At 43.1% G+C, this 13087-nt stretch carries 16 protein-coding genes and 1 tRNA gene; 6 read left to right on the top strand and 11 right to left on the bottom strand.

Annotated features, from left to right (window positions below):
- Positions 1 to 16: 16 nt before the first annotated feature.
- From H9Q13_RS06205 to H9Q13_RS06185, 5 genes are read right to left on the bottom strand one after another with little or no spacing between them, the layout of a single operon-like run.
- Positions 17 to 475, bottom strand: coding sequence for a hypothetical protein (locus H9Q13_RS06205; protein WP_191182910.1), 459 nt, complete (start codon positions 473 to 475; stop codon positions 17 to 19).
- Positions 475 to 1170: a DUF3800 domain-containing protein gene (locus H9Q13_RS06200; protein WP_191182909.1), complete on the bottom strand. Its 696-nt coding sequence runs from the start codon at positions 1168 to 1170 to the stop codon at positions 475 to 477. The genes H9Q13_RS06205 and H9Q13_RS06200 overlap by 1 nt, the downstream gene beginning before the upstream one ends.
- A gap of 4 nt (positions 1171 to 1174) precedes the next feature.
- Positions 1175 to 2440, bottom strand: coding sequence for a restriction endonuclease subunit S (locus H9Q13_RS06195; RefSeq protein WP_191182908.1), 1266 nt, complete (start codon positions 2438 to 2440; stop codon positions 1175 to 1177).
- Positions 2441 to 2443: 3 nt separating this feature from the next.
- Positions 2444 to 3976: a type I restriction-modification system subunit M gene (locus H9Q13_RS06190; protein ID WP_191182907.1), complete on the bottom strand. Its 1533-nt coding sequence runs from the start codon at positions 3974 to 3976 to the stop codon at positions 2444 to 2446.
- 14 nt (positions 3977 to 3990) lie between these two features.
- Complete coding sequence (locus H9Q13_RS06185; protein ID WP_191182906.1) at positions 3991 to 4560, bottom strand: restriction endonuclease subunit S; 570 nt, start codon at positions 4558 to 4560, stop codon at positions 3991 to 3993.
- 392 nt (positions 4561 to 4952) lie between these two features.
- On the opposite strand from H9Q13_RS06185, the gene H9Q13_RS06180 reads away from it, so the two are divergent.
- Positions 4953 to 5162: a hypothetical protein gene (locus tag H9Q13_RS06180; RefSeq protein WP_191182905.1), complete on the top strand. Its 210-nt coding sequence runs from the start codon at positions 4953 to 4955 to the stop codon at positions 5160 to 5162.
- A gap of 277 nt (positions 5163 to 5439) precedes the next feature.
- Here the strand turns inward: H9Q13_RS06180 and H9Q13_RS06175 are convergent, their stop codons facing one another.
- The 4 genes from H9Q13_RS06175 to H9Q13_RS06160 form a co-directional block, all read right to left on the bottom strand.
- Positions 5440 to 6555 carry an AAA family ATPase gene (locus H9Q13_RS06175; protein WP_191182904.1) on the bottom strand — a complete coding sequence of 372 codons (1116 nt, stop codon included), beginning with the start codon at positions 6553 to 6555 and terminating at the stop codon, positions 5440 to 5442.
- Between the two features lie 16 nt (positions 6556 to 6571).
- The gene (locus H9Q13_RS06170) at positions 6572 to 6790 is read right to left on the bottom strand and encodes a MerR family transcriptional regulator (protein WP_191182903.1); all 219 of its coding nucleotides are present in this window, start codon (positions 6788 to 6790) and stop codon (positions 6572 to 6574) included.
- Between the two features lie 252 nt (positions 6791 to 7042).
- On the bottom strand, positions 7043 to 7927 hold the full coding sequence (locus H9Q13_RS06165; RefSeq protein ID WP_191182902.1) for a hypothetical protein: 885 nt from the start codon (positions 7925 to 7927) through the stop codon (positions 7043 to 7045).
- 1 nt (position 7928) lies between these two features.
- Positions 7929 to 9167 carry a site-specific integrase gene (locus H9Q13_RS06160; RefSeq protein ID WP_191182901.1) on the bottom strand — a complete coding sequence of 413 codons (1239 nt, stop codon included), beginning with the start codon at positions 9165 to 9167 and terminating at the stop codon, positions 7929 to 7931.
- Between the two features lie 133 nt (positions 9168 to 9300).
- On the opposite strand from H9Q13_RS06160, the gene H9Q13_RS06155 reads away from it, so the two are divergent.
- From H9Q13_RS06155 to H9Q13_RS06135, 5 genes are all read left to right on the top strand, one after another.
- Positions 9301 to 9660 carry a GIY-YIG nuclease family protein gene (locus H9Q13_RS06155; RefSeq protein WP_224744112.1) on the top strand — a complete coding sequence of 120 codons (360 nt, stop codon included), beginning with the start codon at positions 9301 to 9303 and terminating at the stop codon, positions 9658 to 9660.
- A tRNA-Pro gene (locus tag H9Q13_RS06150) sits at positions 9646 to 9712 on the top strand. The genes H9Q13_RS06155 and H9Q13_RS06150 overlap by 15 nt, the downstream gene beginning before the upstream one ends.
- Before the next feature lie 35 nt (positions 9713 to 9747).
- Positions 9748 to 9861, top strand: a complete 114-nt coding sequence (locus tag H9Q13_RS06145) for a GIY-YIG nuclease family protein (protein ID WP_191182900.1) — start codon at positions 9748 to 9750, stop codon at positions 9859 to 9861.
- Between the two features lie 201 nt (positions 9862 to 10062).
- Positions 10063 to 10638 carry a DUF4468 domain-containing protein gene (locus tag H9Q13_RS06140; protein ID WP_191182899.1) on the top strand — a complete coding sequence of 192 codons (576 nt, stop codon included), beginning with the start codon at positions 10063 to 10065 and terminating at the stop codon, positions 10636 to 10638.
- Between the two features lie 172 nt (positions 10639 to 10810).
- Entirely contained in the window at positions 10811 to 11245 is a 435-nt protein-coding gene (locus tag H9Q13_RS06135; RefSeq protein WP_191182898.1) for a DUF2267 domain-containing protein, read from the top strand.
- A 65-nt stretch (positions 11246 to 11310) separates the two neighbouring features.
- Here H9Q13_RS06135 and cysK read toward each other — a convergent pair whose 3' ends face one another.
- Positions 11311 to 12228, bottom strand: a complete 918-nt coding sequence (gene cysK, locus H9Q13_RS06130) for a cysteine synthase A (RefSeq protein ID WP_191182897.1) — start codon at positions 12226 to 12228, stop codon at positions 11311 to 11313.
- A 15-nt stretch (positions 12229 to 12243) separates the two neighbouring features.
- Positions 12244 to 13086, bottom strand: coding sequence for a serine O-acetyltransferase (locus tag H9Q13_RS06125; RefSeq protein ID WP_191182896.1), 843 nt, complete (start codon positions 13084 to 13086; stop codon positions 12244 to 12246).
- Between the last annotated feature and the right edge of the window lies 1 nt (position 13087).

Below are 13087 nucleotides of genomic sequence, written 5' to 3'. Positions count from 1 at the left end.
CAGCGTTCTTTTTTATTTATAACCAATCATTGTGGCCTGCCCAGTCTGGCCCATCTTTAAACTTACCAAGGTTGTCATCTACATCAATTTCGTAAGCTGTAACAAACCTTGCAATCCTTCTTTTCACGAACATAATAATAACAACATAGTTGCCTTTTACTAAGGCGACTCTTCGGTTATTACTATAGCTTTTCGTCTTCTTGTCCCAACCTTGCTTTAAAGCTGCCGTTGCATCCTCTAATGCTTCTTTTATCCACAGCATTTTTTCACACCTATTTAGCGACAAAATGCTTTTGTCCTTCTCTTTCCATTTATCGCTTTCATAAAATGCGTGGTCGAACATATCTTCGTAGAATTTTACTTGCACACCATCTAAGGTATGAATAGGCAGTGAGGCGCAGCAATAAGTCTGTTTCCATAATTGTCGAAGCTGTGCCTCCGACATCTTATGGGCTTTGATCTTTTTGTATGCCATCACCACTCCCCTCTTAAGTTTATCTTGAAGATGTTGAACTTTTCTTCGGTATAAGAAGTGTGGTTTATCTCTTTTCTCAAATACTCTTTTTCAACATACTTGATAAGCTTGAACTTAGCTGATTCACTTACCTCATTGTTCATCTTTGAAGTCACAAGCCCTGTAAAAAAGTCTGCCAATTGGATTCCTGCTGATTGCTCCGACGGCAAGCCCTGCACCTGCTTTATTTTGGAAAAAAGGTTGGCATTACTTAACACTCTATGAAGTTCATTAAGCCTGCCCTTGTTCCGATTTACTTTGAGGTCTAAAAAAATGTCGTACTGGTTATAGTCGAATATCCAGTGGTGCAGGAGCTGATAATAAAACTTGTAAAAGCTTAGCTCATTATCAGAGTCATTATAGGAGCAATTATCGACCTTCTGAGCTTCAATTAAGATGACTCTGAATCTCAGAAAATCTAATGCAAAAAAGTAATCAATAAGGTTTATGTAAAAATCTATGTACTTTGGAGATACCTTCTTCCATTTGATTTCACTATGAATGTTATGTGCAGCTTTAATTCTATTTAGCTGTTCCTTGAAAGTTGCACGTTTATCCGCAGGAATCCATATACCGCCTATGCCAACATATTTATGTGCAGTCTTATTAGCCAAAGCCTCTAATCCACTTTCATCACAGTACACCTCTATATTCATACTTCTATAATTTCCTTTTTACCCGCACTTGGCCCGTCAAGAGCTTTTGCATCAAACCTTTCTTCTGTTGCTTCAGGGCGCTAAGCTTTTGCTGCAGAGTTTCTATTTCTTTATCGGAAGCATTTAGAACGTTTACAATCTTCCTTTGCTCTTCAGTAGACGGCAAATGGGTTGATAGCTTTAAGAATGTCTTAAAGTCAAAAGTCATCTTCTCTATGTGCACACCACAACTCGCTATATAAGTCTGATGATAGAAGTATGGCAACTTGGACAGCCAGCTAAAGAACTCCATATCAAGTTGTTCAGGGTTTTTCGCAACAACAGAGATATATGAACCCGATATTTTCATTCCATCAAATTCTTCTGTTGTGAGTCCTGAAGCACCATGAAGAATCTGCATTTTGGAGATAAGAAAATCTCCTGCTTTAGCAGTAAAAAGGCTTTTCGTTAAAATTTGGTACCCATATAGACTTTCGCGATGGAATAACCCTCCTGACCTTCTTCTTACACTAATAAGGTTAAATAACTCTTCGTCATCCCAAATCACAGGACGTGAAACTTTCTTCAGTATATCTCCATACTTTACTTCCTGCCATTCACTTGTGAACTCCTTAAACCGCTTTTTACCAGTAAGAAGCTGTTGCATGAGGGATTTCTTGCGCTTTTGCTTGGCAGTTATCAACTGCTGCAGTTTCTCAATGCCTTTGTCCCAAGTAGAAAGTATAGCGGCTATGGCGCGTTGCTCTTGGAGGAATTTAGGAGAAGATATAACCACTTTCTTCAATCCATTTATAGGAATCTCTTTAAGGGAAGTACCATTGACCTGTAGCGCTATTTTACTTTTTACACTAGGTGATTGAAGCTGGTAATAAAGATAATTTGAATCAATTTCTGACTTAGCACTTATCCGAGCAACGCCTCTAGTAATATTTATACCTGCAAGGTTTTCATCTATAAGTATTACTTTACCAATTTCACCTCTAAGCGCAAATACGATATCGCCGACTTCTAGAATACAGTCTCTGTATTGTTGGCTTATTTTAACCGAAGTTTTAATTAGTTTAGATTTATCTATAATACCATATTCCAAATCAATTACTCTTAGACATGGAACACCCTCTTCTAAGTTTTCACCAGTCTGCACAATTCCATATCTAATCTTTTTCTTAACAGCTTTACCTAACTCCTCTTCACACCAGTCACTTGGAGAATTAAGCTTCATAACTTGATTATGCCCTTGAACTTTATTTAACTCTAAACTTGTCTGCATAGCTTATAGGCTTAATTCTTCCAAATAGCTTTTCATTTCTTGCTGTACCGCTGCCAGCTCGTCTTCCAGCGTATCAATCTCCTGCTGCACGGCTTGTATGTCTATGGCATCCTCCTCTTCAAAGGTGTCCACGTAGCGTGGGATGTTCAAGTTATATTCATTCTCTTTCACCTCGTCAAAGGTGGCTACATAGGCAAACTTCTCCTCTACTACACCGGCCTCTAATTCTCCACCGTTAAAGCGACGGTAAGTATCCACAATATCGTTGATGTCCTGCTCACGCAGTTTGTTCTGGTTTTTGCCTGCCTCGTAGCGCTGGCTAGCATCTATAAACAACACATTTTTGTTAGCACCCTTACCACGGTTAAAGATGAGTATGGCAGCCGGTATGCCCGTACCGAAGAAGAGATTAGCAGGCAGTCCAATCACCACTTCCAGTAAATTCTCTTCAATGGCCTTTTGGCGTATCTTCCCCTCAGAGGAGCCACGGAAAAGCACGCCATGCGGCACTACAACACCAACCTTGCCCTTGCCCTCGTAAGTGGTTTCGATCATGTGTGAGATAAAAGCCCAGTCGCCTTTACTTATCGGAGGCACCCCACGCCAAAAGCGGTTATGCGGGTCAGCAGCGGCTTCATCAGCACCCCACTTATCCAGCGAGAAAGGTGGGTTACCTACTACTGTATCAAACTTCATCAAGGCATCACCCTCCTTCAGTTTTGGGTTTCGGATAGAATCGCCCCAACGTACCGTAGCATTATCAAAACCGTGCAAGAACATGTTCATCACAGCTAAAGCCCAAGTGCTGCCGTTGGCCTCCTGCCCATAAAGCGAGAAGTTATCAGAGCCTACCTCACGGCCTGCCTTTATCAGCAGCGAGCCGGAGCCACAGGTAATATCAGCAATACGTGCCCCCGGTGCCGATTTGGTTAGCTTGGCAAGTAGCGTAGAAACCTCGCTTGGTGTGTAAAACTCTCCAGCTTTCTTGCCAGCATCAGAGGCAAAATGTGAGATAAGGAACTCGTATGCATCTCCGATAATATCGTTACCGGCAAGGTGCGAAGGGCGCAGGTCTAACTTCGAATTGCTGAAGTCGGTTAGCAGGTTTTTAAGGCGTGTTTTTTTATCTTTGGCATCACCCAGGTTGCTGGAGTTAAAGTCGATATTTCGGAATATGCCCGAACCATCCTCACCACCCAGCTTCTCACGGTTGGCTTCTTCCAAGTCATTTAGGGCAATGTTTATCAGCTCACCAATGTTGCTCTCATTACGATTCTCATACAAGTGGTCGAAGGTGCAATGCTCCGGTACCACAAAGCGCTCGTGGCGCATAGCACGCTCGGCACGCTCTTTATCCCCATCATATTTCTCTAAATACTTGCTAAACTTGTCTTTATGCACATCGCTCACATACTTCAGAAAAAGCATGGTTAGGATGTAATCTTTGTACTGGCTTGGGTCAATCACGCCCCTAAAGGTGTCGCATGCCTTCCAAACAATGTTATTTATCTCTTGCTGTGTAATTTTCTTTCCCATTATATAAATTAATATTATTGTTGCACCGCTAATAATAGTTGACTTTGTATTTGTTGCTCTCGCAGCACTTCCAGCCGCTGTATAATCTGCTTTTCCTTATTCCTTAATTGCTGAATCCTAAGCACCTGCTGCTGCCGCTCTAAGCTTGGCAAGGGAATCTCCAGCTCTTCCAGCGTCTTCTTAGAAATAGATGGTATTGAAGAACCCCTTGCTTGGTGCTTCAATTGAGTTTGGGTAATTGGGTGGTTCAGGTACCAAGCCAGGTAGGCTGGCAATACTTGTTGAACGCTTTTCTTCATAGGCTTCAAGATTAAAAATATGGATGATGCGATAGCCTGCCCCATGACAGCATCGTACTCTACAGCAAAATTATTGGCACCCTTAGCTACAAATAGCACATCACTTTCTGATAACAGGTGCCTGCTTAGACCACCCTCAATCACTACATTAGGCACTATACCCACCTGCAGTTTCCCAAAGGCGTCGAACATACTGGCTTGCAGGTAAGTAGCGTTACCACTTGGTGCTGTCTTAGCATATACCCCAGTTTGTATAGCGACAAGTTCTTTCAGTAGCACTTTCATATTATTTTATTCAGTAATCACTCTACAAACATATAGCATTAATCTATATCTGCCAAATTTTATTTTTCAGTAATCAGTCTACTATTTTTACATTTGTACAGTAATATCTTAAAAACCAATAAATTGATGTTTGAAAAAAATTTAGAAAAAAAATATAAAAGGCTGTTTGCCTTGGACTGTATATGTAATGGGGGGGGGGGGGTGGGAAAACGATTTTCAAGGGGGTACGGGTACCCCTATTTATTGCAGTAGGCGGTGTTGGCAACGTACTTATAGTAACTCTTCACCTTTAATGATGCGTTATATCCATTTACACCAAACTCTACAGAAACATGAACAGCAGGAATACCTACAGAGACAGGATCAATAGTTACATCGGTTCCAAAGACTATATGGAGAAGTATAGCGGGAAGTGGGTTTTACAGACGATTGTTGATGGCAACCCGTTTTATTTGCATGGTGCCTATGCACATCATATTTCAAAAACTTACACCCCGAATACCAACAAGGTAAAACATGCTTTAAAGTTTGAAAGCAAGGAAGCTGCAGAGAAGTTTAAACAGGAAAAGGGTATAATGATCTTTAACTCTCACATTTTATAGGATACTTAAAAGGGTTTATTACAGTATCATTAGTATCCTTTTTTATTCGATGAAAAAACGGCTAAAAAGTTATTACAATACCACATGGAAAATTCCGACTTCTTAGCAATAACGGAATGGAAAACGTAATTCTCTAAACACCTCACTTGTATAACAGAGTTACTTCCAGTAATTAACTTACAAAACCAATTTACCAGTTTAAACAAGTTTATTAAATCGGTTACTCAACCAGTTTACCAGTTTATGTGCCTATATATAGTAGGCACTAAACTGGTTATTAAACTGGTGACTTAACCAACTTGTAAAATGATGCTCTGCTTCCGCTCTTACCTTCTTTAACTACACTCCCTTTTTCTTGATAGTAAGCTACAAAGTCTTTTGCGGTATTATCCCCAATATTTATCTTTTGATTTCTTAAAGCGCTTTTTATTGCCTTGAAAAGGGAAGTATAGTTATAAGTGTCCTGTTCAGCAAAAACTTCAGACAACACCTTATCATGAACATCTGAAGGCACCTCTGCTGGTGAGGTAATCCTACTACTTCTACTCTCCTGCTTCTGCTTCCAGTTATTAACAAGTTTTGGTAACCCAGCATCATCAATTTCGAAAGCAAAAGGCGTAAACTCTTTGTCACGGCAAAATTCAGGAGCAACTATGGATACATCTCTATTGTTAGAATCCTTAGTAACAGAAATTACACTTTCCGCTTTATTTTGAAGCTCGGTACCAAGGTGCCCCCTTGCATTATTGTCGCCTTTATTCTGATGCAGCACACATACTATATGTATGTTTAGCTCCTCTGTCCATTTAAGCAGTTTACTTGCCAGCATTGTGGCTTCTTCTTCATCATTAATAGAAGTGACCAAGTCACGGATTCCATCTATGACTACAAACCCTACGTTAGGTGTATTGCGAATAGCATGCTCAATCATCTCTAACCGCTCCCTGGGAGTATATTTCCGTAGACAATAGGGACGCAGATTAGCTGCACTCTTCACTCCTATCAGGCTCAATACTCGCTTAGCAGCTTGTTGCACATGGTGCGCTCCCTGTTCTGTATCGAAGTGCAGTACTACTCTTTTATCAGGCGGCAAGTGGTTCGTCAGCTTAAATTCTGCCAGTTGCTTACCTAAGGCTGCCGCCAAAACCACTCCTACTAAAAAGGACTTCCTGCTTTTAGCTTTGCCAATGATTAACGAGAAATTACCGAGCGTCCCTAGTGTAAAGGACTCGCCATCATCCTCTACCATCTCAAGGCATTTCTTCGGATATGGCAGGTCTTCATGCAAGTTTATTATTGCTTCATCCAGCATTCGCAAAAGAAGCACCTTTGATTTTACAGACTTCTCATGTCGGTCGATTTCCTCCTGGCTGACATTAAACGCTTTCATCATTCTAACTATTTCGGAATTAGCCATTGCGACCTCCTTTCTTTCTATTGGCACTCTTGGATAACTGGAGGGTTGCTTCACGGCAGGTATTCTTCTGCACAGTTTGGAGCTCTACCCACTTCAGTAGTTCCGCATGGGAAAAAACCAACCGATTGCCAAAGCGCTTGTGCGGAATGCTCTCGGAAGCTGTGAGCTTATAGAATTTGGATTTGCTGATGATGTAACCTCTTTCATTCAAATATTGGAGCGCTTGAATAAAGTTACAAGTATCGGGTAATTCCGAGTTGGAGGGTGGTAATAATGAATTGGTTTTCTCCTTAAGTGTATTAAGGCAATTCTCAATTCTACTTAATCTAACAGCGATTTCTTGAAATGGATTATGCGTGTACATGGCAGAATTAGTTTTGGTTTCTGCCTACAATAATATAGCATTTTTTTGCGCTTTTCCTACCTGAAATACCCATCAGTAACAATAGGTAATTCAGGTAGATTAGAGATTAGCAGGTAAATCCTTAAATGGTTTTAGATATTTTGCTTCAGTAGGTGAAGCCGCGACTTGCTGAAGCGGCTTATGGTTGAATCTTACATTAAAGGTGTTGCTTAGTATGCTTGCTAACTGCGGAGCTGAGTATTGGTCAAGTATCCACTTCTTCTTGATACAAATATGAACAAGAGCTGCAATGTATTGTATCCATCCTTTTTGAGGGTTTTTATTCCAATGCAGTTGGCCCCTTTGCTCAGTGATGAATGGCCCCTCAATATCTAAGTTTTCTTCCTTCAAATATTCAATCAGAGCATCATATTCATCCTTATTCCCCGAGCTGTTAGGACGCCATATATCTTTAAGGGTCAGATTTACGGTTGGCTTCGCTTTAGGCGGTACCTTGTCAACATTCCCACCTATATACTCACCCGAAATGTTAAAATCTTTGAGTTCTACTTGGGTAAATAATTTGAGAGGGGCTATAGCGTGCTTTTGATTCAAAGAAAAGATGTGACCTGCTAAGAAAGATAGGTTATCAATATAAGCGGTTCGAATGACAATAAATGTTTCATTCTTAAGGGCCTTATCCCAATCTTCATTAAGTGATGCCAGCATTCTTGCCTCCAGCATTTGAAATCGCAACAAAAGACGGCATACACCCTCATAGTACACTTTAGCCATATATGACTTAATTGAGGCACCATGCTCCAAATTATTAATGATTACCTCCTCAAATTCTTCCAAGAACCTTTCATAGCTGTTCGAACGATAAGCATAAATTTTACGGGAATCACTTACGAAGCCATTCAATTGACTGCTTATCTCTATTAAAGCTTCTTCATACTCCTGAATAAATACATTGTAATTCCTGTAAGTAATGGAGGCTGCCATATCAAGATGCTTTTTTGAAATTTGTCAGTAGTGCAGCATTCTTCAAACGTTCTTCTTTCTCGAACCTTGCCATATAGTTTTCAGTGGTTTTCAAGTCACTATGCCCCAGTGTTTCAGAAATATAGGCCATATTGGCACCCGAGCGCTTTAGTACGGTAGCATAACTGTGCCGAGCTGTGTAAGTGCTAATACTACCTATCCCTAACTCCTTACCAATGTCTTTCATCTTCTTATTCATCAGGCTCGTTATGTTTTTTATGATGCGCCTTTCATCTTCAGGAGTTTCATCACCAAGTAGAAAAGAGAAAATATAGTTATTAGGCTCAGAGTTGCTGTTTCCCCACTTCTCAATTATAGCCTGCATCTCGGGTGTGATTACAGCATGTATTTGTTTTTTCTTCTTTGCTTTGGCTATTGTCTTCTGTCTGTAAAAGGAAATCTCCCCATTGTCGATGTTTGAAAATTTGAGCTTACATATATCTGTAATGTTGGCACCGTTGCAGAGGTAAGAGAAAAACCACAAATCACGGCACCTTTCTTCTGTTTCCGTCTTACACTGGTAGTCCACTATTTTAGCAATCTCTCCAATAGTCAAGGCAATATTTCGCCCCTCGTGTTGTGGTATTTCATACTTTCCCTTACCAAACGGATGCTGGGAGGGTTTGATTACACCTGCAGACTTTGCTTCATTTATGATTACTTGCAGAGCACGCATGTACATTGATATAGTAGTGTAGCTCTTGTTTTCTTTAAGTAAACTCTTTTCATACCGCTGGAGCCAATCAATAGTAACCTGCGAGTATTTAACTTGCTTACCAGCAAATAGCTTAATACTACGGAGCGTATACTTATACCAGTCTGCAGTACTTACTTTGCCTTGTGCTCTCAGGCTTTCAATTTTAGCTGTAAAAGCTGTATTCAGCGTATCCCCCGTTGCATTTCCCAGTCGCTTATTCAATGCTTCAAATGAAAACGTATCACTTTTAATAAGCTCCTTAATAGCGTCTCGTACCTTTTCAGCTGTAACCTGTATAGAGCTTCTTATCTCGTTCAGCTCCCTGCTTCTACTGTTAAGCAACTTTTCCCAGTCATCTTCAGCCAAGCACTTTCCTGTTGAATAATATTGGCGTTGCCGTTGGTAAGTGACACGTATTTTGGCAGGAAATAACCCTAATTTGTTAGCTCTCCTGGTATCCAACATTGCGGATACTGTGATTCCGTTATCTGAGTAATCAAACATAAGCTTTCAGTAAAATTTGCACACACAATTTGCACACAGAGTTAGAAAATAAATGAAAACAGATGATATTAGAAGAAACAGATATAGGCTCTTAAGCGTTCCACTTAAGGGTTTTGTAACAGAATGAAATTAGATGAAAGTAGCAGAAAAGGTACTTTTCCTGCATGGCATGCAAGAGGTCATCGGTTCGACTCCGATATTCTCCACAAAGGCAACCTATACGGGTTGCCTTTTTTGTTTGATGGCCTGCTATACCTATATACTTTACTCTGAGAAAACCGACCGCTACTATGTGGGCAGCTGCCAGGACATGGAGATCAGGCTGGCACAGCACAACGCAGGCAGAAACACATCCACCAAAGCAGGGGCTCCATGGGTATTAAGGTATAGTGAAACTTACCCAACAAGCCAGTTGGCGAGAGCAAGGGAAACAGAAATTAAAAGAAAAAAAAGCCGCAGGTATATCGAGTATCTGATCAGCTCAGCTGGCTAGAGCGTCCCGAAGGCTTTCGGGAAGGTCATCGGTTCGACTCCGATATTCTCCACAAAGGCAACCTATACGGGTTGCCTTTTTTGTTTGATGGCCTACTATACCTATATACTTTACTCTAAGAAAACCGACCACTACTATGTGGGCAGCTGCCAGGACATGGAGATCAGGCTGGCACAGTATAACGCCGGGAGAAACACCTAACTAAAACCCACAACACTTAATCACTCAAAGCAGTCTCAAGACAATTCTTCCTAACTACCTTAAAATCAAAGCGTATAAAATCAAAAACCAAGGGTTTTTTACACAATTTGTTCATAAAACCACAAATTGCATACTTTATATCCACTTTTTAATTATTAAATATTCGTAAAGTGTTTTATAACCATATAGCTATAAAGCCCTATGAAACACTTTCTACCCTTTTTGATTTTCCTGGTTTCTTTCTCTTCTTTTGCTCAAAATTCGACCCCGATTGATAAGAAGTCCGGACACATTATTTATACCGGCCTGATCGACGCCAAAGGTGTGTCGCAAGCAGAACTATACCTGCGCATGAAGGCTTTTTACAATACCTATGGCGCTGGGGAAAATGCCATGCAGCTTGTAACGGATGATACAGGCAGACTGAGTGGCAAAGCCTTTACCGATATCATTGTAGATGATGGCACTACGACCGAAAAGCAACGCCTTGGGTATACCCTGACCCTTGAGCTGGAAGATGGAAAACTCAGGTACGAAATGACTGATTTCAGAATGCAGCGTTACTGTATACCGGCAAGACCAGTAGCCTGCGAATTGCAAACGAAGCTTGTGGCTGCCGAGGCCATCTTAAAATCAACTAAAAAGGGCAAAAAGAAAGTTAGCACAAACTCCTACGCTCCTGAAAATGCTTTGGAGAAAACTACTTCCTCCATGGTAACGGCAATGAAAGAAAGTGCATTGGCAGAGCACCGAATTGCTAACACCAGAAACCAATAAATAGAATCTCAAACCTCCTTTTGCAATGAGTCGGCCTATACCAAACTATGGGCCAGCTCGTTGCCAGGGTTTGATAAGCACAATGCCCTGCCAAGTCCAGCCTTGGTTTTAGACCATGCCCCGCTTTCGGACGTACCTTATAGGATGCAACCATCATAAGAAGGAGGGAACTATGCCATTTAACTTTGAAGACAACATCAAGAATGCAACGGTACTGCTGCAAGAGGTGGCAGCGGAACTAGATACCGACGATATGAACAAGGCAGGGCGGATTTTCAGGGCTGTGCTCCATGCCATGCGCGACAGGTTACCTGTACCCGAGGCTGTTCACTTTGCCTCCCAGCTCCCCGTCTTTTGGAAAGGTATATACTTCGACCAGTATGACCTCAATAAAGTACCTGTCAGAATACGGGACGCGCACGAGTGGGTCAATTACATCCGGAGCAAAAATGCCTTCGCCGCCAACAACGACTTTCAGCAGGACGAAGAGATAACGGCAGCCTTCAGGTCGGTATTCCAGGTGCTGGAAAGAAACATGAACGATGGCCAGCTACAAAAGGCAAAGGAGTCTCTGCAACAAGACATACAGGAGCTTCTGGCTGCCTAGTCTGCACGCACGCAGCCTGCCGCCTACTAGGTATAGACAGCAGGCTGCATGCGACTAAACTGCGATCAGACGAATAAGCCCTCCACCGACAAATAGCGTTCCCCGGTATCGTAGCAAAAGGTAAGCACCCGGGCCCCTTCTTTTATTTCCTCATCGAGTTTTTTCTGCACCGCCGCCAATGAGGCTCCCGACGAAACTCCGATAAAGATTCCTTCTTCCATGGCTGCCCTTCGGGCATAATCGAAGGCATCGTCGGCTGCTATCGGCACGACACCGTCCAACAGGCTGGTGTCCATAATGCCAGGCACAAAACCAGCCCCTATACCTTGGATGGGGTGTGGCCCAGGCTGGCCGCCGCTGAGCACGGGGGAGGCAGCCGGTTCCACAGCGTATACCTTCAGGTTTGGAAAATGGTGTTTGAGCACTTTCGCAACCCCAGTGATGTGCCCGCCCGTGCCGACCCCGGTGATCAGGTAATCGAAGCCTTCCGGGAAATCAGCCAGAATCTCTTGTGCTGTGGTTTCGATATGCACTTGGGTATTGGCCTCGTTGTCGAACTGCATGGGCATCCAGGAGTTTTCATGTTCGTCCAGCATTTCGCGTGCCCGCTCAATAGCACCCTTCATACCTTTCTCACGGGGTGTCAGCTCCAACTTGGCCCCGTAGGCCGCCATCAGCCGCCGCCTTTCTATCGACATCGATTCGGGCATAACCAGTATCAGGTGGTACCCTTTAACAGCTGCCACCATCGCCAACCCGACCCCCGTGTTGCCAGAGGTAGGCTCTATGATCACGCTGTTCTTTTTCAATAGGCCTTTGGTCTCAGCATCGTCAATCATGGCCAGCGCTATGCGGTCTTTTATACTCCCACTGGGATTGGCTCGTTCCAGCTTCATCCATACCTCAGCCTTGTCTCCAAACAGCCTGTTTATGCGGACGTGGGGTGTTTTCCCTATCGTCTCCAGAATATCTTTCGCTTTCATTTGTGTTCTATGTCTTTAAATTGAGTAATTCAGAATTTCGGCCGGGTCGTTGTAATAACTTACTTTTATCTGAGGCCGGTGGTACACCCGGGCATAGGGGGGCACGCTCTCGGTCAGCCACACGTTTCCCCCAATGATGCTGTTTCTTCCGACCACCGTGTTGCCTCCCAGTATGGTTGCCCCGGCGTAAATCACCACCTGGTCCTCAATGGTGGGATGGCGCTTGATATTGGCCATCGACTTTTCCACGCTTAGAGCTCCTAAAGTTACGCCCTGGTATACCTTCACATCATCACCAATCAAGGTCGTCTCGCCAATTACAACGCCAGTACCATGATCTATGCAGAAACGAGCGCCGATGTGGGCTTTGGGGTGAATGTCTATACCTGTTTTGGTGTGGGCATACGCGGATAACACGCGTGGCAGCAAAGGCACACCCATGCTGCAGAACTCATGCGCCAACCGGTATACGGCCACGGCAAAGAAACCAGGGTACGTCCGGATAACCTCATCCACATTCACAGCAGCGGGGTCTCCTGCCTCAATTGCAGCGGCGTCGTCGTTGAGTTGCTGCTGCAGGTGTGGCAAGGCCTCGAAATAAGCAGCGGCAATCTCATTCGGCTTGTCCGGCAGCCGCTCCTCTATCCTGAAAAGTATTTGCTCCAGGTCAGCGCGTAGCAACATCAGGTAGGCCTCTACTTCTGAGCGCGATCCGAAAGACCGTTCGGACAGGGAGGGGAAAAGCAGCTGAAGCACTCCGTCCAGGAAAGCACAGCTCATGGAGTGAGGCACTACATGGCGCGACTGCTGGTGCACTTTCGTAAGATGCTCGACAAAGGCTTGGTTGATTGCTGTCATA

Origin of the sequence: Pontibacter aquaedesilientis (assembly GCF_014773225.1) — a bacterium.
GTDB classification, from domain to species: domain Bacteria; phylum Bacteroidota; class Bacteroidia; order Cytophagales; family Hymenobacteraceae; genus Pontibacter; species Pontibacter aquaedesilientis.
This window is presented reverse-complemented; position numbering and strand designations above follow the sequence as displayed.